Origin of the sequence: Mycobacterium sp., assembly GCF_032162105.1 — a bacterium.
Classification (GTDB): Bacteria; Actinomycetota; Actinomycetes; order Mycobacteriales; family Mycobacteriaceae; genus Mycobacterium.
Map to the genome: position 1 here is coordinate 1 of NZ_JAVRPS010000481.1, position 19,673 is coordinate 19,673.

The 19,673-nt window shown below is 67.4% G+C and carries 17 protein-coding genes and 1 pseudogene; 2 read left to right on the forward strand and 16 right to left on the reverse strand.

Translation table 11 applies throughout. From position 1 onward, the window contains the following. Window positions 1-156 precede the first annotated feature (156 nt). Entirely contained in the window at window positions 157-1,260 is a 1,104-nt protein-coding gene (locus tag QOC69_RS24880; protein WP_526444633.1) for an Rv3169 family protein, read from the reverse strand. Between the two features lie 11 nt (window positions 1,261-1,271). Next, window positions 1,272-2,447, reverse strand: coding sequence for a phosphotransferase family protein (locus QOC69_RS24885; RefSeq protein ID WP_526444635.1), 1,176 nt, complete (start codon window positions 2,445-2,447; stop codon window positions 1,272-1,274). 42 nt (window positions 2,448-2,489) lie between these two features. Between QOC69_RS24885 and QOC69_RS24890 the strand changes: the two are divergent. Both QOC69_RS24890 and QOC69_RS24895 read left to right on the forward strand, forming a co-directional pair. Then, window positions 2,490-3,083: pseudogene (locus QOC69_RS24890) on the forward strand (TetR/AcrR family transcriptional regulator C-terminal ligand-binding domain-containing protein); the annotation flags it as partial. 30 nt (window positions 3,084-3,113) lie between these two features. After that, the gene (locus tag QOC69_RS24895; RefSeq protein WP_526444663.1) at window positions 3,114-3,806 is read left to right on the forward strand and encodes a PIG-L deacetylase family protein; all 693 of its coding nucleotides are present in this window, start codon (window positions 3,114-3,116) and stop codon (window positions 3,804-3,806) included. On the opposite strand, the gene QOC69_RS24900 is transcribed toward QOC69_RS24895, so the two are convergent. From QOC69_RS24900 to QOC69_RS24965, 14 genes are all read right to left on the reverse strand, one after another. After that, window positions 3,796-4,572, reverse strand: coding sequence for an enoyl-CoA hydratase (locus QOC69_RS24900; protein ID WP_526444637.1), 777 nt, complete (start codon window positions 4,570-4,572; stop codon window positions 3,796-3,798). The two genes, QOC69_RS24895 and QOC69_RS24900, sit on opposite strands and share 11 nt — an antisense overlap. 9 nt (window positions 4,573-4,581) lie before the next feature. Then, window positions 4,582-6,159: an NADH-quinone oxidoreductase subunit NuoN gene (gene nuoN / locus QOC69_RS24905; RefSeq protein WP_526444639.1), complete on the reverse strand. Its 1,578-nt coding sequence runs from the start codon at window positions 6,157-6,159 to the stop codon at window positions 4,582-4,584. Further along, window positions 6,156-7,733: an NADH-quinone oxidoreductase subunit M gene (locus tag QOC69_RS24910; protein ID WP_526444641.1), complete on the reverse strand. Its 1,578-nt coding sequence runs from the start codon at window positions 7,731-7,733 to the stop codon at window positions 6,156-6,158. Before QOC69_RS24910 ends, nuoN begins: the two co-directional genes overlap by 4 nt. After that, window positions 7,730-9,640 carry an NADH-quinone oxidoreductase subunit L gene (nuoL, locus tag QOC69_RS24915; protein ID WP_526444643.1) on the reverse strand — a complete coding sequence of 637 codons (1,911 nt, stop codon included), beginning with the start codon at window positions 9,638-9,640 and terminating at the stop codon, window positions 7,730-7,732. The genes QOC69_RS24910 and nuoL overlap by 4 nt, the downstream gene beginning before the upstream one ends. A 4-nt stretch (window positions 9,641-9,644) precedes the next feature. Further along, window positions 9,645-9,944: an NADH-quinone oxidoreductase subunit NuoK gene (gene nuoK, locus QOC69_RS24920; RefSeq protein WP_526444645.1), complete on the reverse strand. Its 300-nt coding sequence runs from the start codon at window positions 9,942-9,944 to the stop codon at window positions 9,645-9,647. Window positions 9,945-9,969: 25 nt separating this feature from the next. Next, window positions 9,970-10,755 (reverse strand): NADH-quinone oxidoreductase subunit J, encoded by a 786-nt coding sequence (locus QOC69_RS24925; RefSeq protein ID WP_526444647.1) that lies wholly within the window; start codon window positions 10,753-10,755, stop codon window positions 9,970-9,972. Beyond that, complete coding sequence (gene nuoI, locus QOC69_RS24930; RefSeq protein ID WP_526444649.1) at window positions 10,752-11,291, reverse strand: NADH-quinone oxidoreductase subunit NuoI; 540 nt, start codon at window positions 11,289-11,291, stop codon at window positions 10,752-10,754. Before nuoI ends, QOC69_RS24925 begins: the two co-directional genes overlap by 4 nt. Then, the gene (gene nuoH / locus QOC69_RS24935; protein WP_526444665.1) at window positions 11,284-12,492 is read right to left on the reverse strand and encodes an NADH-quinone oxidoreductase subunit NuoH; all 1,209 of its coding nucleotides are present in this window, start codon (window positions 12,490-12,492) and stop codon (window positions 11,284-11,286) included. Before nuoH ends, nuoI begins: the two co-directional genes overlap by 8 nt. Window positions 12,493-12,503: 11 nt before the next feature. Further along, complete coding sequence (locus QOC69_RS24940) at window positions 12,504-14,903, reverse strand: NADH-quinone oxidoreductase subunit G (RefSeq protein WP_526444651.1); 2,400 nt, start codon at window positions 14,901-14,903, stop codon at window positions 12,504-12,506. Window positions 14,904-14,964: 61 nt separating this feature from the next. Then, the gene (nuoF, locus tag QOC69_RS24945; protein WP_526444653.1) at window positions 14,965-16,278 is read right to left on the reverse strand and encodes an NADH-quinone oxidoreductase subunit NuoF; all 1,314 of its coding nucleotides are present in this window, start codon (window positions 16,276-16,278) and stop codon (window positions 14,965-14,967) included. Next, on the reverse strand, window positions 16,275-17,120 hold the full coding sequence (gene nuoE / locus QOC69_RS24950) for an NADH-quinone oxidoreductase subunit NuoE (RefSeq protein WP_526444655.1): 846 nt from the start codon (window positions 17,118-17,120) through the stop codon (window positions 16,275-16,277). Before nuoE ends, nuoF begins: the two co-directional genes overlap by 4 nt. Then, on the reverse strand, window positions 17,117-18,427 hold the full coding sequence (gene nuoD / locus QOC69_RS24955; protein WP_526444657.1) for an NADH dehydrogenase (quinone) subunit D: 1,311 nt from the start codon (window positions 18,425-18,427) through the stop codon (window positions 17,117-17,119). Before nuoD ends, nuoE begins: the two co-directional genes overlap by 4 nt. Beyond that, the gene (locus tag QOC69_RS24960) at window positions 18,427-19,155 is read right to left on the reverse strand and encodes an NADH-quinone oxidoreductase subunit C (protein ID WP_526444659.1); all 729 of its coding nucleotides are present in this window, start codon (window positions 19,153-19,155) and stop codon (window positions 18,427-18,429) included. Before QOC69_RS24960 ends, nuoD begins: the two co-directional genes overlap by 1 nt. Continuing rightward, on the reverse strand, window positions 19,152-19,673 hold a 522-nt coding region (locus QOC69_RS24965; RefSeq protein WP_526444661.1), incomplete at its 5' end, for an NADH-quinone oxidoreductase subunit B. The genes QOC69_RS24960 and QOC69_RS24965, both read right to left, overlap by 4 nt.

The window sequence follows — 19,673 nt, forward strand, 5'->3', positions numbered from 1 at the left end:
CCGTGCACAACATCGGCAAGATCCTCACCCACCTCGCCGCAACACCACTACCCGCCTGATCAACGACGGACACCGGCATCAGATCCAATCCCACCAAATCAGGGACAATCCATTTCGAGACAGCCCGTGAGAGCGACTGTTTGCGCACCGAAATCGCTACGGTGCGACGGTGAGCCAGTCGGCGAAGCCGGACGGGTCGTGCCTGCCCAGCGCGCCGTGTTCGAACAACCCCCAGCCCTCGACCGGTGTCCCGTTGCCTTCCGTGCACACCGCTCGCCCGACGTGGTCGATCACCCCGAAGCCGGCCCTGCCGACGATCGCCGGGTCGGTCATGTCGTAAGTCAGGCGCTCGGTGAATTCCTCGCCCTTCCACATGCCGTGGATCCAGTCGGAGTCGCCGCCGTAGCCTCCGCCGACGTGGATCGGCACCGGCAGTTTGGATTTGACGTCAAAGTGGAGCAGTGCACCATTCTGCGTCGCGGCGTCGACGGTCGCCCCGGTGGGGATCCGGGTGCCGGAGCGGTAGTGGATCTTGATCCGCGGCCAGCCCAGTTGCTCGACCCGGCCGTCCTTCCAGATCCGCGTGCAGTCGTTCAGCGAGCGGAAGCCGCTGGGCTCCTCCTGGATGATGATGACGATCGAAAAGTCGTCGAACGCCATCGGCACGTAGAGCCACCACATGCCCTCGAACGGCGGATCGGCAGGCCGCCCAGCGGGTTCGGCCTCACCGATCGGCCGGATGCCCCAGGACCGGTCACGCGACCCGATCCATACCGACGGGTCGACGGTGATCTCCTCGCCGTCGATAGCGATGTGCCCGCTCCACGACCCGAGTTGGGCGAACCGCTGCGCGTTGAGCGTCACCCGGTTGCCCGCACGCAGGATGTGGGGTTGTTCCTGGACGACGTCGAACAGCCCGTTCCAGGTGAGATCCGCGGCGACGCCCTCGGTCTCGTCGAGCACGATCCGCAGCCGGTGCAGCGGCTCGTCGACCTCGATGCGGTACCCGAGGACGTGTTGGTTGAGCCGGTCGTGGTCGATCGCGTCGGACAGGTGCACCGCGGTCTGGACGTCGCCCCGCCGTACTAGGAAGAAGGCGTCCTTCACCCCGAGGTTGGGGTAGTACCCGAGGCCGGTGATCAGGAAGATGTCGCCGGTCCGGTCGTGGGCATTGAAGTAGGACCGGTCGTAGAAGTTGCGGTCCGACGATCCCGGCCAGGCGATCGGTTGCGGAACCTGGTGAACGGGATACTCATCCATTGGGCCGAGCACTATGCGTCCTCCTTCATTTCCCGAGTCGCTTCGCTCCTACCCTCCGAGCCGATCAGTCGCTTCAACAAACCCCCGTGATAGAACAGCGATTCGACGTCATCGGGCTTCTCGATCTCACCGAAGCGCACCCGCCGGGCACTGGTGCGCATGAACACGCAACACCAGATCACCCCGGAGTAGACGTAGAACCACCGCAGGTCGCCCAGTTCGGCACCGGTCAGCCGCGCGTAGGTGTCGCGGACGTCCTCCTCGCGCATGACGTCGGGCAGCCCGGGCAGGCCGGCCAGACCGGCGAGTTCCTGGAAGACCATGTGCGCGAAGATGATCCACGAGACGTCGAGTTCGCGCGGTCCCACCGTCGCCATCTCCCAGTCCAGTACTGCCACCGGGCGAAAATCCTCGTAGAGCACGTTGCCGATGCGCGAGTCGCCCCACGCCAGCACGGATGGCGAGGCGGCGACGTCGGTGGGGAAGTTGGCCTCCAGCCAGGCCAGCGCGCCCTCCACCAGCTCCGAGCGGCCGATGTCGGGCACCGCGAACTCGTACCAGTCCTTCAGCCAGCCGAAGTGCCTGCGCAACGCGGTGTCACCTGGGGGGTCGACCTCGGCGAGGAAGCCGAACGTCTGATCGGCGTCGGGTATCGAGTGGAGCTTGGCCAGCACCTCGACGGTGGCGTCCTGCAGTTCGCGCTGCCGCTCGGCCGGTGCGTCGGAGAACCAGTTGTCCCCGAACGTGTAGGGCATGACGTCGGGCGGGACGATGCCGGAGACGTGGTCCATCAGGAAGAACGGCGTACCGAGCACGGCCCCCTCGTCGTCGATCCACCTGACGCGGGGGACCGGCACGTCGGTCAATTCGCCGACCAGCCTGATCACCTCGAATTGATGGTCGAGCCGGTAGGTCGGGAACACCGGAACGTCCTCGGCGCGGGGCGCCACCCGGGCCACCCACTTCTGTTCGACGGATTGCCCGCCGTCCTCCCAACGACCGGTCAGAATGATGGTCTCCGACGACATTCCGTTGGACTCGACGCCGCTTTCGATCGTCACGTCCGGGACCACCCCTCCGGGCATCACGGTAGACAGCCACTGCGACATCACCGAGGGGAGCGTGGTGACATCTCGTGAGGAATGCTGCAGGCGGCTGATCTCTTCGACAGCCGGTTCGGTAGCCACAGGTGTACCCTTCTCCGCAATTACGCTACGATCCGTAGCGTTATGAAAGCAGACCCGCCCGCGGTTGACAAGACCCCGAGCGCCGGGCGCCCACGCGACCCGCGTATCGACGCTGCCATACTCGGCGCGACGGCGGATCTGCTCGTCGAAATCGGTTATGCGAATGTCACGATGGCCGCGGTCGCGGAGCGCGCAGGCACCACCAAGACCGCGCTGTACCGCCGATGGTCGAGCAAGGCGGAACTCGTCCACGAGGCAGCGTTCCCGATCGCGCCGACGGCATTGACGGCACCCGAGGGCGACATCGCAGGCGACGTGCGGGCGATGATCGCGGCGACCCGCGACGTCTTCACCAGCCCCTTGGTGCGGGCGGCGCTGCCGGGGCTGATCGCCGACATGGCGGCCGACGTCGACCTCAACACTCGGGTGATGAGCCGCTTCGCGGGGTTGTTCGACATGGTGCGGGTGCGCGTGGCGCACGCCGTGGCCCGTGGTGAAGTGCACGCCGACGTCGACCCCGACAGGCTGATCGAGGTCATCGGCGGCGCAACGCTGCTGCGCCTGTTGTTGGGGCCCGGCCGGGAACTCGATGAGACATGGGTCGACCAGACCACCGCGATCGTGGTCCACGGTGTGGTGCCCGGGAACGAGATTTCTGCATCGCAGATGCAGCCGTTTCCGACCGACTGGACCACGGCGCTGGTCCTCGTGCCGCATCCCGATGACCCCGAGTACGGGTGCGCGGCGGCGGTCGCCAAGTGGACTGCGGCGGGCAAGACCGTGCACTACGCCTTGGCATCCCGCGGCGAGGTGGGCATCGCGGGTATGCCTCCCGAGGAAGCCGGACCGCTGCGCGAACGCGAACAACGACGCTCCGCCGCCATCGTCGGGGTCAGCGACGTGCAGTTCTGGGACTTCCCCGACAGCCGCATCCGCGACACCCCCGCGCTGCGCACCAAGATCGCCGAGACGATCTCCGCGCTGGCGCCCGAGATGGTCATCACCGTTTACAGCGGTGCGGAGTGGGGGCCTGGTGCGCCGAACCAGCGAGACCACATCGAGTTCGCCAATGCCGTTGCCGCGGCATATGACTCGCTCACCGATCCGCCGCGATGGCTGTTCGAGAACGGCCCGGACGTCACCCACGGTGAGGTGGTGGACGAGTACGTCGAGGTTGCGGTGGCCTCGCTCACAGCGCATGCCGCGTACCTCGCGGTGCTCGACCCCGAGACTCCGATCGACGAGCAGGCCCGCAAGCAGGTCTACGCGGCGACGGGACCGCGACCGGAGTTCGGTGGCCGGCGCACGGTGGAGTTCATCCTGCGACGTGACGCCGCCCAGGCTTCGGTCAGCGGGTGATCTGCGACTTGTTGGTGCGCATGACGTCGATGCGGCGTTGCTCCAGCCCGGCCAGATCGTGCTCCTGGGCACCGGCGATGGCGGCCTCGGCGGCTAGCGCCGGGTCGACGACGGCTGCTGCCCCGGTTACGTAGATGTCCTTGAGCCCCAACATGGTTGGCTTGGGCACTTCGGCGATCTGACCGGCGAGCTCGACGGCCCGATCCAGTAGGCGGTCGTGGGCCACGACCTCGGTGACCAGTCCGATCCGCTCGGCGCGCACGGCATCGACCACCTCACCGGTCATCGACATGCGCCGCGCCATCGCCGCACCAACTACACGCGGGAGGCGGGCGGTCATCCCGCCGCCTGGCAGGATGCCGACCCGCGCATGGGTGTCGGCGAACACCGCCCGCTCCGACGCGATCAGGAAGTCACAGCCCAACGCCAGCTCGAGCCCGCCGGTGAACGTCGCGCCGTTGATCGCCCCGAGCGTCGGGGTGCGCATCTCGGCGACGGCGCTGATGCAGCTGTTCGACTTGAACTCGGCGAAGTACTTCATGCCGTCGCGGGCCGCCTCCTTGAGGTCGACGCCTGCGCAGAAGGCAGGATCGGCACCGGTGAGCACGACGGCGCGCACCGAATCGTCGGCGTCGGCGGACTTGAGCGCCGCATACAGCGACCTGATCAGTTCGCGGTTCAACGCGTTTCGGGACGCGGGACGGTTCATCGTCAGCACCAGGACCGCACCGCGATCGGTGCGGGTCACCAGCTCGTCGTCGGTCACGAACGCACGCTAGCGCACGAACTGGACTGCGTGGTCGACCAGGTCGAGCAGCGGTTGCGGCAGTGCGCCGAGCGCCAGCGTGATGGCGGCGGTCAGGGTCACGGTGGCGATGCTCAACGAACTCGGCACCACGACCGTGGGCGGGTCGTCGGGCGGCTCGGTGAAGAACATCAGCACGATCAGTCGCACGTAGAAGTAGGCGGCGACGGCGCTGGCGATGACGCCGACGATCACCAGGGGCGCGGCACCCCCTTCGGCGGCGGCCTTGAACACCGCGAACTTGCCGACGAAGCCACTGGTCAACGGGATCCCGGCGAAGGCGAGCAGGAACAGCGAGAACACCACGCCCACCAGGGGATGCTGGCGTCCTAGCCCGGCCCAGCGGGTCATGTCGGTCTCCTCCTCGCCGGCCGCATTGCGCACCAGGGTCACCACGGCGAACGCGCCCAGCGTGCTGAACCCGTAGGCGAACAGGTAGAACAACGTCGCCGACACGCCATCTTCGTTGAGCGCGATGACACCAGTCAGGATGAACCCGGTGTGCGCCACCGAGGAGTAGGCCAGCATGCGCTTCACGTCGCTCTGCGCCACCGCCGTCACCGTGCCGACCACCATGGTCAGGATCGCGATCGCCCACATCAGCGGCCGCCAGTCGTCCTCGAGTCCGGGCAGTGCGACGTAGAAGATGCGCAGCACCGCGCCGAATGCCGCGATCTTGGTGGCCGCCGCCATGAACGCCGTGACGGGTGTCGGGGCGCCCTGGTAGACGTCGGGGATCCACGAATGGAAGGGCACCGCACCGACTTTGAACAGCAGGCCGACCGACAACAACGCAACGCCGATCAGTGCCAGCGACGAGTTGTCCCCACTCGCGGCGACCTCGTCGCGGATTCCGGCCAGGCTCAACCCGCCGGAGTAACCGTAGAGCAGGGCGATGCCGTACAGGAAGAAGGCCGATGCGAACGCGCCGAGCAGGAAGTACTTCAGCGCGGCCTCTTGGGAGAGCAGCCGTCGCCGCCGGGCCAGGCCGCACATCAGATACAGCGGTAGCGAGAACACCTCCAGCGCGATGAACATCGTCAGCAGGTCGTCTGAGGCGGGAAACAACATCATGCCGCCGAGCGCGAACATAGTCAGCGGGAAGATCTCCGTCTGTGCCACACCGGCTTTCGTCGCGATCTTCTCCGCGACGCTGCCCGGTACGGCGGCGGCCTGTGAGGTGAACGCGTCCAGACCGCCCGCCCCGTCCTCGGCGCCCACCTCGGCGGGAAGGCGACGTTCGGCCATCAGCAACGTGCCGAGCAGGCCGACCAGCAGCAGCGTGCCCTGCAGGAACAGCGCAGGCCTGTCGACGGCCACGGCGCCGACGACGGCGGTCTGACCAACCGCCGAGTGCAGATCCACCCACGCCTTGACCACGGCCACCAGCGCGGCGAATTGACCGCCGATGGCCAGCGCCACCTGCACCCGGTAACGGGCGCCGCGGGGGAGAAACGCCTCGACGAGCACGCCGACGACGGCGACGCCGAACACGATTAGCATCGGCAACAGCAGTCCGTACTCGATCGACGGTGGCGTGACGGTCATTTCGGTCCTCTTCCGAATTGCTCCTCGCGTCCGCTGTCCGCCACCCGGGGTGCGGGGTCCTGCTGGTCGATCGTGGTCATCGTGTGGCTCACGGCGGGATTGATGACGTCGAGGGCGAGCTTCGGGTACACCCCCAGCACCAGCAGGATCGCGATCAACGGGGTCACCACGACGAGTTCGCGGGGTACCAGATCACCGAGCTTCTCGTTGCCGTCCTTGACCGGTCCCGTCATCATCCGCTGGTAGGCCCACAGGATGTAGATGGCCGATAACACCAGTGCACTCGCCGCGAACACGGCGAATGCGGGATAGCGGGTGAAGGTGCCGATCAGGACCAGGAACTCGCTGATGAACGGCGCCAGACCCGGCAGCGACAGCGTGGCAAGGCCGGCCACCAGGAACGTGCCCGCCAGGATCGGCGCGACCTTCTGCACGCCGCCGAAGTCGGCGATGGCCCGACTTCCCCTGCGGGACACCAGGAATCCGGCGACCAGGAACAGCGCGGCCGTGGAGATGCCGTGATTGACCATGTAGAGCGTGGACCCGGACTGGCCCTGACTGGTCATCACGAAGATGCCTAGGATGATGAATCCGAAGTGCGAGATCGACGTGTACGCGATGAGGCGCATGACGTCGGTCTGGCCGATCGCCACGATCGCGCCGTAGACGATGCCGATCACGGCGAGCGTGATGATCAACGGCCGGAACGTCATCGAGGCATCGGGGAACAGTTGCAGGCAGTAGCGCAGCATGCCGAAGGTGCCGACCTTGTCGACGACGGCCATCATCAGCACCGCCGTCGCGGGGGTCGATTCGACGGCGGCGTCGGGCAGCCAGCGGTGGAACGGCCACAGCGGCGCCTTGACCGCGAAGGCGAACATGAAGCCGAGGAACAGTGCGTTGAGCACCGCGGGCGGGATGCCCAGTCGGCCGTTCGCCACGGCGGCGACGATCGCCCTGAAGTCGAACGTGCCAGCATCGAACGCGGCACTGTTGGCGGTCGCGACGTACAAGCCGATCACGGCGGCCAGCATGATCAGCCCGCCGAAAAGGTTGTACAGCAGGAACTTCACCGCCGCCTTGGATCGGCCCTCCGAACCGAAGCCGCCGATCAGGAAGTACAGCGGGATCAGCATGGCTTCGAAGAACACGTAGAAGAGCAGGACGTCGAGCGCGACCAGCGAGATCAGCACCATGCCTTCGACGGCCAACGTCAGCGCCAGGTAGGTGTGCGTGGAGCGCGCCTGGTCCCCGCCGTCGTTCCAGCCCGCGACGATCAGCAGCGGCACCAGCACGGCGGTCAGCACCACCAATGCCAGGGCGATGCCGTCGAGGCCGAGGGTGTAGCCGGTGCCGAACGACGGGATCCACTCGCGGTCCTCGACGAATTGGTACTGCGGTCCTGCGGGGTCGAATTCGACCGCGAGTGCCACCACGATGGCGAGCACGACCACCGAGATACCCAGTGCGACGTACTTCGCCAGGTGCCGCGCGGCCGCGGGCAGCAGGATCACCAATGCAGCCCCCGCCATCGGGACGGCCCACAGGACGGTCAACCACGGCGCGCCGTTCACCAGACCCTCCCCACCAGGACCGCCGCGATCAACAGCGCGGCACCCCCGAGCATCGACAGCGCGTAGGAGCGGGCGAACCCGGTCTGCAACTGCCGCAACCGTTCCGCCGTTCCCCTGATCAGCGCGGCCAGACCCCGCGATGCCCCGTCGACGGCGTCGTCGTCGATCTCGACCAGCCCCGCGGTGAGTAGCTGACCCGGCCGCATCAGTACGTCCTCGTCGAACCTGTCGCCGTACAGATCGTTGCGGGCGGCCACGGTGAGCGCCGATCCGTCGGGCGCAGTCTCGGGTATCGGGCGGGTCGCGTACATCCGGTAGGCAATGCCGACACCAACCGCGACCACCACCAGCGTGATGGTCGTCATCACCCAGACCGGCACCGAGTGTTCGGCCTCGTGTGCTCCCACGACCGGTTCGAGCCAGTGCTCGAGCGTGCCGCCGATGGCGAGCAGGCCACCGGCACCCACCGATCCGACGGCCAGCACGATCATCGGCCACGTCATGATCCCGGGTGACTCGTGCGGATGCGGCTCGATCATTTCCCCCGTCGCTTCGCTCGCCCGGGCTTTCCAACGCTTCTCACCGAAGAACGTCATCAGCATGACCCGGGTCATGTAGAACGCGGTGATGCCCGCGCCGAGCAGTGCCGCACCGCCAAGCAGTAGGCCACGGATACCGCCTGCGGCGAAGGCGGTTTCGATGATGGCGTCCTTGGAGAAGAAGCCCGCGAACGGCGGCACGCCGATGATGGCGAGGTAGCCGAGCCCGAAGGTCGCGAACGTGATCGGCATGTACTTGCGCAGCCCGCCGTACCTGCGCATGTCGGTTTCGTCGTTCATGCCGTGCATCACCGAACCAGCGCCGAGGAACAGGCCGGCCTTGAAGAACCCGTGGGTGAGCAGGTGCATGATCGCGATGGCGTAGCCCGCCGGTCCCAGTCCGGCGGCCAGCACCATGTACCCGATCTGCGACATGGTGGACGCGGCGAGGGCCTTCTTGATGTCGTCCTTGGCGCAGCCGATGATCGCGCCGAACAGCAGGGTGACCGCGCCGACGATCACGACTCCGGTGCGCGCGTCGGGGGCAAGGTCGTAGACCGGACCCGACCGCACGATCAGGTAGACACCCGCCGTGACCATGGTGGCGGCGTGGATGAGCGCCGACACGGGGGTGGGGCCCTCCATGGCGTCGCCGAGCCAGGACTGCAGCGGCACCTGCGCGGACTTGCCGCAGGCGGCGAGCAGGAGCAGCAGCCCGATCACCGTCAACGCGCCCGTCGACATCTTGTCGGCGGCATCGAACACGCCCGCGTAGGAGACGGTGCCCACTTCTGTGAACATCACCATCAGCGCGAGCGCCAGGCCGATGTCACCGACCCGGTTCACCACGAACGCCTTCTTGGCCGCGGTCGCGGCTGACGGCTTGTGCGACCAGAAGCCGATCAGCAGGTACGACGCCAGGCCGACGCCCTCCCAGCCGACGTAGAGACCGAGATAGTTGTCGGCCAGCACCAGCAGCAACATCGCCGCGACGAACAGGTTCAGGTAGCCGAAAAAGCGCCTGCGCTCCGGGTCCTCGGCCATGTAGCCGATCGAGTAGAGGTGGATCAGCGAGCCGACACCGGTGATCAGCAGCACGAAGCACACCGACAGCTGGTCCAGTTGGAGGCCGAAGTCGACCTGGAGGCCCGCCACCGGGACCCAGGAGAACAGCCGTTCGTGTATCGCCCGGTCGTCCACCGTTCGGTTGAGCAGATCGACGAAAAGCACCAGCCCGACGGCGAAGGACGCCAGCGCCGTCGCGCACCCCAACAGGTGCCCCCACGCATCGGTGGCCCGGCCGCCGAGCAGCAGAACGGCCGCACCCGCCAGCGGGAGCAGGATGAGCAGCCAGACCGGAATCGTCATCCTCCTAGTGCTTCAGCAGGTTCGCGCCGTCGACCGAAGCCGATCGCCTGGCTCGGAAGATGGTCATGATGATGGCCAGGCCGACGACCACTTCGCACGCGGCGACGACCATGGTGAAGAACGCCACCACCTGGCCGTCGAGGTGACCGTGCATGCGGGAGAACGCGACGAACGCCAGGTTGGCGGCGTTGAGCATCAGCTCGACGCACATGAACATCACGATGGCGTTGCGCCGCAACAGCACTCCGGCGGCGCCGATGGTGAACAGCGCAGCCGACAGGTACAGGTAGTTGTCGGGGTTCAAATTCTGCTCCTCGCGTGCGCGGTGTTCATCGCGCTCCGTTCTTGCCCATGCCGTTCGACGAGTGGGACTCATCGCGCATGCTGCGGTGCGGCAGGATCGCGCTCACCGAGTCGTTGGCATCGGAGCCGTCAGGAAGCCGGGCCGCCATGTCGACCGCGTTGTGCCTGGCGTAAACGCCGGGGCTGGGTCGCGGTGTCGGGTGCCCGCCGGGGGCGAACCGCTCGATGGCGAGTTCCCGCTGGGTCTTGCGGCGGTCGAAGCGCTCCCGGTGGGCTAGCAGCATCGCCCCGAGGGCGGCGGTGATCAGCAGCGCGCTGGTCAGTTCGAACGCCCACAGGTAGCGCGTGAAGATCAGCGCCGCCAGACCCTGCACATTGCCGCCGCTGTTCGCTTCGGTCAGCCCGGTGAAGCCGGCCACCGACACGTTGCCGATGCCACCGATCAGCAGGATGCCGAACGCGGCGCCCGCAACGCAGGCGGCGATGCGCTGTCCCCGAATGGTTTCCACCAGCGAGTCCGCCGAGTCCACCCCGATCAGCATCAGGACGAACAGGAACAGCATCATCACCGCGCCGGTGTACACGACCACCTGCACGATGCCGAGGAACAACGCATCCTGCGCGATGTAGAGCATCGCGAGGATGATCATCACGACCGCCAGGAAGATCGCGGAGTAGACCGCCTTGGGTGCGGCCACCACGGCGAGTGCACCGAGCACGGCGAACACGGCGAGTACCCAGAACGTCACCTCCTCCGCCGTCGAGGTCCGGAAGGCGGTCTCGGCCGCCAACACCGCGAAATCGGCTGTCATCGCAGCGATTCCTTGGGGGTGACAAGACCGTCGGCGGTGATGTTGCCGCGGTAGTAGTCCTCGTCTGTGCTGCCCTCGGCCATGGCGTGCGGGGGCGCAAGCATGTCCTGCAACAAGGGTGCGAGCAGTTTGTCCTTGCCGTAGATCAGGTCGGCGCGGTTGTCGTCGGCCATCTCGTAGTCGTTGGTCATGGTCAGCGCGCGGGTGGGGCAGGCCTCGATGCACAACCCGCACCCGATGCAGCGCAGGTAATTGATTTGGTAGACCTGGCCGTATCGCTCACCGGGCGAAAACCTTTGGTCCTCGGTGTTGTCAGCGCCCTCGACGAAGATCGCGTCTGCGGGGCAGGCCCACGCGCAGAGCTCGCAGCCGATGCACTTCTCCAGGCCGTCGTCGTACCGGTTGAGTTGGTGACGACCGTGGTACCGGGGCGCGACCGCACCCGGTTTCTCGGGATACTGCTCGGTGACGCGCTTCTTGAACATCGTCTTGAACGTCACGCCGAAACCGGCTATGGCGTCGATGAAATTAGGCATCTTGCCCCTCCTTCAATGGGATCGGGGGAATCGGGAAGGCGCCCGAATCGGCGGCGGGTGCGACATCGATGGGGGCGCGCCTCCGTCGCAGGGTCCGCCACATGTAGGCGAGCAGGATCACGGCCACGAAGGCGCCGATCGTGCTGAGCAGCACCGCCCAGCCTTCGTGACCCTTGACCTCAAATGTGCGCACGATCGCGACGGTCATGATCCAGCCAAGCGATATGGGAATCAGGACCTTCCAGCCCAGTGCCATGAACTGGTCGTACCGCAACCGCGGCAGGGTGGCGCGCAGCCACATGAAGAGGAACAGGAATCCCCACACCTTGGCGATGAACCACACCAGCGGCCACCATCCGGTGTTGAAGCCGTCCCAGAGGCTGAACGGCAACGGCGCCTGCCAACCGCCGAGGAACAGCGTGGTGGCCAGTGCCGACACCGTGGTCATGTTGACGTACTCCGCGAGCATGAAGATCGCGAAGCCCAGCGACGAATATTCAGTATGGAAGCCACCGACCAGTTCGCCCTCGGCCTCAGGGAGATCGAATGGCGCCCTGTTGGTTTCCCCGACCATCGAGGTGACGTAGATCAAGAAGGAAGGCAGCAGCAGGAAGACGTACCAGACGTCGCGCTGCGACGACACGATCTCCGAAGTCGACATGGTGCCCGAATAGAGGAACACCGCGGCGAAGCACAGCGCCATGGCGATCTCGTAGGAGATCACCTGGGCGGTCGACCTCAGCCCGCCCAGCAGGGGGTAGGTGGAGCCGGATGCCCAGCCGGCCAACACGATTCCGTACACGCCGATCGAAGTGACCGCCAGCACGTACAGCACGGCGACCGGAAGATCGGTCAGTTGCAGTGGAGTCTGGTGGCCGAACACGCTGACCATGCCGCCCATCGGAATCACGGCGAAGGCCATGATGGCGGGGATCACCGAGATGATCGGCGCCAGCAGGTAGACCGGCTTCTCGACGCCTGCCGGGATGAGGCCTTCCTTGAGCGCCAACTTGACTCCGTCGGCCAGGCTCTGCAGCAACCCCCACGGTCCGACCCGGTTGGGCCCAGGGCGGAACTGCATCCAGCCGAGCACTTTGCGTTCGGCAAGGATCGCCACCAACACGGTGAGCAACAGGAAGACGAAGATCAGCAGCGCCTTGGCGATGGTCAGCCACCACGGGTCGTGGCCGAACGAGGTCAGATCCGGGTAAGTCACTGCCGGTCACCTCCGCGAATGTCGACGACGGCTCCGACGGAGACCCGCAGCGTTGCGGCGACCGTCGACCCTGGCGAGTTCAGCGGCAGCCACACCACCCGGTCGGGCATGTCGGTGATCTCCAACGGCAACGTGACGTCACCGTGTCCGCTGGCCACGGTCACCGGATCGCCGTCGCTCACCCCGATCTCGGCGGCGGTGGCCGGGGACAGCCGAACGACCGTGGGCCGCGCCGTGCCTGCCAGGAAGGGCTCGCCGTCCTGAAGTCGACCTGCGTCCAACAGCATTCGCCAACCGGCCAGAACGGCATGGCCTGCCGCAGGCACGGCCGGCGCATGCGCGGATACGGTCGGGTCCGCGGCTGGCGGGCCCTGCCACGTGCCGAGCCGGTCGAGTTCCGCGCGGGCGGCCGTGGCGTCACCAAGGCCCAGATCGACGCCGACCTCCTCGGCCAGCGCGGCGAGCACCCGTGCATCGGAGGTGGCGCTCGGTGGCAGAGCGGGGGCGAACGACCGCGGGCGGCCTTCCCAATTCACGAACGTGCCCGCTTTCTCGGTGACGGTGGCGACGGGGAAGACGACGTCCGCGCGGTCGGTGACGGCGCTGCGCCGCAACTCCAGGCTCACCACGAAGGGCGCGGCGTCGACGGCAGCCAGTGCCGCCGCGGGGTCGGGTAGGTCGTCGAGTTCCACGCCGCCGATCAGCAGGGCGCCCAGCGCCCCGTCGGTGACCGCCTCGACGATGCCAGAAGCATCGCGCCCTGGGGCGGCGGGCAGTTCGTCGACGTTCCATGCCGCGGCTACCTCGGCACGGGCGGCGGGATCGTCGATCGGCCTGCCGCCGGGCAGAAGGTTCGGCGCCGCACCGGCTTCCAGCGCACTGCGGTCCCCGGCGCGCCGAGGCACCCAGCCGATCCGCGCGCCCGTCGCACGGGCTAGCCGGAGCGCGGCGGAATACCCGCCCGCTGCGGTCGCCAGCCGTTCGCCGACCAGGATGACGGCACCCGGTTGCCGCAACGACTCGTCGTCGTGCAGGGCGTCGAGTGCGGCCGCTTCGCCGCCCGGTGCGGTGGCGATGAGCGTGCCGCCCATCTTCGTCAGCCCGCGGGTGGCGAACGGCGCGATCGTGGTGACCTTCAGGCGGTGCTTGCGGAATGCCTTGCGCAACCGAAGGAAGACGATGGGCGACTCCTCCTCTGGCTCGAACCCGGCGAGCAACACCGCGGGCGCGGCCTCGAGGTCGGCGTAGGTCACCGACATCGGCTGGCCTGCCACCGCGGCGGCCAGGAACTGGGCTTCCTCGTCCGAGTGGGCGCGGCTGCGGAAGTCGATGTCGTTGGTGCCCAGCACTATCCGGGCGAACTTGGCGTAGGCGTAGGCGTCCTCCAGCGTCGCCCGCCCGCCGACCAGCACTCCGGTGCGCCCGCCTGCCGCGCTGAGTCCGCGCACGGCGATCGCCACGGCCTCCGACCACGATGCCGGGCGCTGGCTGCCGTCGGCCTCGCGAACCAGCGGCGTGGCGATCCGGTCACCCTGGGTGGGGTACGCGAACGCCCAGCGTCCCTTGTCGCAGTTCCACTCCTCGTTGACCTCGGGGTCGTCACCGGCCAAGCGGCGCAGCACTTTTCCGCGCCGATGGTCGGTGCGCTGAGCGCAGCCCGACGCGCAGTGCTCGCACGCGCTCGGCGAGGACACCAGGTCGAACGGGCGGGCCCGGAACCGGTATGCGGTTCCGGTGAGCGCGCCCACCGGGCAGATCTGCACGGTATTGCCGGAGAAGTAGGAGTCGAACGGGGTATCGGTGGCGATGCCAACCTGCTGCAGCGCACCGCGTTCGAGCAGTTCGATGAAGGGATCCCCGGCGATCTGATTGGAGAACCGCGTGCACCGCGCGCACAGCACGCAACGTTCCCGGTCGAGCAGCACCTGCGACGACAGGTTGATCGGCTTGGGGAACGTGCGCTTGACGTCGTCGAACCGGGTGTCGGCCCGGCCGTTCGACATCGCCTGGTTCTGCAGCGGGCATTCGCCGCCCTTGTCGCACACCGGGCAGTCCAGCGGGTGGTTGATCAGCAGCAGCTCCATGACGCCGTGCTGGGCCTTGTCGGCGGCCTCCGAGGTCATCTGTGTGCGAACGACCATGTCTGGGGTGACGGTGATGGTGCACGATGCCATCGGTTTGCGCTGGCCCTCCACCTCGACCAGGCACTGACGGCAGGCGCCGACGGGATCGAGTAGCGGGTGGTCGCAGAATCGCGGGATCTGGATGCCCATCAGCTCCGCCGCGCGGATCACCAGGGTGCCCTTCGGCACGCTGAGCTGATGGTCGTCGATGGTCAGCGTGACCAGCTCGACGTCCGGCTCGTTGGTCGTCGGTTCGGTTTTCTTCTCTGCCATCGTCACGAGCGCGTCACCCTTCTCGGACTGCTCGCGGGGAGAGCGGCGACCGCGGGAATGGTCATGCCCCCACCCCCTCCGGGACGGCGAGCATCGATGCGTGGGGGTCGAACGGGCACCCGCCGTCGAGGTGCGCGACGTACTCGTCGCGGAAGTACTTGACCGACGACAGGATCGGACTGGCGGCGCCGTCACCGAGCGCGCAGAACGACTTGCCGTTGATCGCGTCGGCGATGTCGAGCAGCTTGTCCAGGTCGGCCCCGGTGCCGCGGCCCGTCTCCAGCCGTTCATAGATCTGGGCCAGCCAGTAGGTGCCCTCGCGGCACGGCGTGCACTTGCCGCACGATTCGTGGGCGTAGAACTCGGTCCAGCGGCGCACTGCCCGCACCACGCAGGTGGTCTCGTCGAAGATCTGCAGCGCCTTGGTACCCAGCATCGAGCCGACCTTGGCCATGTTCTCGTAATCCAATGGCACATCGAGGTGTTCGGCCGTCAGCAGTGGTGTGGACGAGCCGCCGGGCGTCCAGAACTTCAGCTCGTGCCCGGCCCGCACCCCGCCGGCGTAGTCGAGGAGTTCGCGCAGCGTGATACCCAACGGCGCCTCGTACTGGCCGGGCCGGGTGACGTGGCCCGACAGCGAGTACAGCGTGAACCCTGGCGACTTCTCCGACCCCATGGACTTGAACCAGTCGACGCCGCCGCGGATCACGGCGGGCACGCTCGCGATCGACTCCACGTTGTTGACCACAGTCGGGCAGGCGTACAGGCCTGCAACGGCGGGGAACGGGGGCCGCAGCCGTGGCTGGCCGCGCCTGCCCTCCAGCGAGTCCAGTAGCGCGGTCTCCTCGCCGCAGATGTAGGCACCCGCGCCGGCGTGCACCACCAGGTCGAGGTCGAAGCCCGTGCCGCCGATGTCGGTGCCCAGATATCCGGCCGCATATGCCTCGTCGACGGCGTTCTGCAACCGGCGCAGCACCGGTACCACCTCGCCGCGCACGTAGATGAACGCATGCCGGGCGCGGATCGCGTACGCCGCGATGATCGCGCCCTCGACCAGCACGTGCGGCGTGGCCATCATGAGCGGAATGTCCTTGCAGGTACCGGGTTCCGACTCGTCGGCGTTGATCACCAGATAGTGCGGCTTGGCACCGGCGCCGTCCGAGCCCTGCGGGATGAACGACCACTTCTGACCGGTCGGGAAGCCCGCGCCGCCGCGGCCGCGCAGGCCGGAGTCCTTGACCAGGGCGATGACCGCGTCGGGGTCCATCGCCAGCGCCGTGGACAGCGCTTGGTAGCCGTCGTGGTCCCGGTAGGTCTGCAACGTCCAGGATTCGGGATCGTCCCAGTAGGCGCTGAGCACGGGGGTGAGTGTCACGGCCGATCCCCATTCTTCGGCGGCACGTCCGCGGACGGCGCAGGCGCCGGTTCGTCGCGGGCCGACTCCTTCGCGATCCGCTCGTCGTCGGGCCCGTCGGCCACCGCGCCTGCATTGGCCACCGGCGGCGCCGTCATGCCGCGCTCGTGGGCGACCCGCAGTCCGGCCAGCGTCGCCTCGCCGGGGGCGCCGTCGTTGGCGCCGGGCCGCCGATCGGGGAAGCCGGCCAGGATGCGGGCGGTCTCGCGGAACGTGCACAGTGGTGCGCCGCGGGAGGGCGATACCGGCCAGCCGTCGCGCAACTGGTCGACGAGCTCCCGTGCCGACGAGGGTGTCTGGTTGTCGAAGAACTCCCAGTTGACCATCACCACGGGCGCGTAGTCGCACGCGGCGTTGCATTCGACGTGGTCCAGGGTGACCTTGCCATCTTCGGTGGTCTGCCCGGCATGCACGCCGAGGTGTTCCTCGAGCACCTCGAGGATCGCGTCGCCGCCCATGACCGCGCACAACGTGTTCGTACACACGCCGACCAGGTAATCGCCCGTTGGGGTGCGCCGGTACATCGAGTAGAACGTGGCGACCGCGGTGACCTCGGCCGGGGACAGGTCGAGTTGCCCTGCACAGAAGGCGATCCCGGCCGGGGTGAGGTAGCCGTCCTCGGCCTGCACCAGATGCAGCATGGGCAGCAGGGCGGATCGGGAGCTGGGGTAGCGGCCGATGATCGCGGCGGCGTCGGCGGCCAGCCGGGTCGTCACGTCGTCCGGATAGGACTGCGGCCCGCGGGTGATCGGCGGTCCCGGTTCGTCGGGCCGGGGTCCAAGACGAAGTTCGATCGCCGTCACCTGTCGACACCTCCCATTACCGGGTCGATCGACGCCACCGCCGAGATCGCGTCGGCGACCATGCCGCCCTCGCACATCGCCGCCACGGCTTGAAGATTGGTGAACGACGGGTCCCGGTAGTGCACTCGGTACGGTCGAGTGCCGCCGTCGGAGACCATGTGCACCCCGAGTTCGCCCCGTGGCGACTCGACGGCGACGTAGACCTGGCCGGCGGGCACCCGGATGCCCTCGGTGACCAGTTTGAAGTGATGGATCAGCGCCTCCATCGAGCCGCCCATGATCTTGGCGATGTATTCCTGAGAGTTGCCAAGACCGTCGGGTCCGAGTTTGAGGTCGGCGGGCCAGGCCAGCTTCTTGTCGGTGATCATCACCGGGCCCGGCTTCAACCTGTCCACGCACTGGGCGACGATCTTGAGCGACTCCCGCATCTCCCGCACCCGGATCATGTAGCGGCCGTAGGCATCGCACTCGTCGGTGGTGATGACGTCGAACTCGTAGTTCTCGTAGCCACAGTAGGGCTGCGCGCGGCGCAGGTCGTGCGGCAGTCCGGTGGAGCGAAGGATCGGGCCGGTGATGCCGAGCGCCATGCAGCCCGTGAGATCCAGGTAGCCGACGCCGACGGTGCGGGCTTTCCAGATGTAGTTCTCGTTGAGCAGGTTCTCCAGGTCGGCGAGCTTGTCGGGCATGGTCCGCAGCAGCTCTTCGAGTTGCGGCATCGCCTCGTCGGGCAGGTCGGCGGCCAACCCGCCAGGCCGGATGTAGGCATGGTTCATGCGCAGGCCAGTGATGGTCTCGAACACCGCCAGCACCTGTTCACGTCCGAGGAAGCCAAAGAACATGGCCGACATGGCGCCCAGTTCCATGCCACCGGTCGCCAGCGCCACGAGGTGGCTGGAGATCCGGTTGAGCTCCATCAGCAGCACTCGGATGACGCTGGCCCGCTCGGGGATGTCGTCGGTCACGTCGAGTAGCTTCTCGACACCGAGGCAATACGCCGTCTCGTTGAAGAACGGCGACAAGTAGTCCATCCGGGTCACGAACGTCACACCCTGAGTCCAGTTGCGGTACTCGAGGTTCTTCTCGATTCCGGTGTGCAGGTAGCCGATTCCGCAACGGATCTCGGTGATGGTCTCGCCCTCGAGCTCGAGGATCAGCCGCAGCACACCGTGTGTCGACGGGTGCTGTGGCCCCATGTTGACGACGATCCGCTCGCCGGCCACCGCGCCGTCCCTGGCGGCCTTCACCACGTCTTCCCAGTCCTCGCCGCCCACCGTGACGATGGTCTCGGAGTTGTTCGGGTTGCTCATCAGTTGTACGACCTCCGCTCGTCGGGCGGAGGGATCTGTGCCCCGTGGTACTCCACCGGAATGCCGCCCAACGGGTAGTCCTTGCGTTGCGGATGACCGACCCAGTCGTCGGGCATCTCGATGCGGGTCAGCGACGGATGGCCGTCGAAAACGATGCCGAAGAAGTCGTAGGTCTCCCGCTCGTGCCAGTCGGTCGTGGGATACACCGAATACAGCGAGGGCACATGGGGATCCACATCGGGTGCGGCGACCTCGACGCGGATCCGGCGGTTGTGCGTGATCGACATCAGCGGGTAGACCGCATGCAGTTCGCGGTCGGTGTCGCTGGGGTAATGCACCCCCGAGACACCAAGGCACAGTTCGAATCTCAAGCCTGCGTCATCGCGCAGCGCCTGCGCAACGGCGATCAGGTGCTCGCGGCGCACCTCGAGGGTGAGCTCGTCGCGGAACACCACCACCCGTTCGACGGCGGCGGTAAAGGCGTCCTCGCCGAGTGCGGTGACCAGCGTGTCGACCACCTCGTCGAAGTACCCGCCGTAGGGCCGCGGCGTGCTGCCCGGCAGCACGACTTCGCGGATCAACCTGCCGTACCCGGACGTGTCGCCGCTGCCCGTGACGCCGAAACTGCCCCGCCGCACGCCGATCACCTCCGATTGATCCCCGGGTCGCTCCGCTCCTGCCCGCCGAGCGGATGGCTCCCGGTCGTGGGCGCCGTTCGCCTCGGTCATGACCGCAGTAGTCCCGTGAATTCGATGGTGGGCCGCGACGCGAGCGCCGCCTCCTCGGCGGCGGCGATGGCATCGGCACGGTTGACCCCGAGTGGCATCTCGGCGATCTTTTCGTGCAACTTGAGGATCGCGTTCAGCAGCATCTCCGGCCGCGGCGGGCAGCCGGGCAGGTAGATGTCCACCGGGACCACGTGGTCGACGCCCTGGACGACGGCGTAGTTGTTGAACATGCCGCCCGAGGACGCGCAGACCCCCATCGCGAGAACCCATTTCGGTTCGGCCATCTGGTCGTACACCTGTCGCAGCACGGGTGCCATCTTCTGGCTGACCCGCCCCGCGACGATCATCAGATCGGCCTGTCGGGGCGTCGCCGAGAACCGCTCCATGCCGAACCGGGCGATGTCGAATCGCGGTCCTGCAGTGGCCATCATCTCGATGGCGCAACACGCCAGGCCGAACGTTGCGGGCCACAGCGACCCCTTGCGGACGTAGCCGGCGACCTTCTCCACCGTCGACAG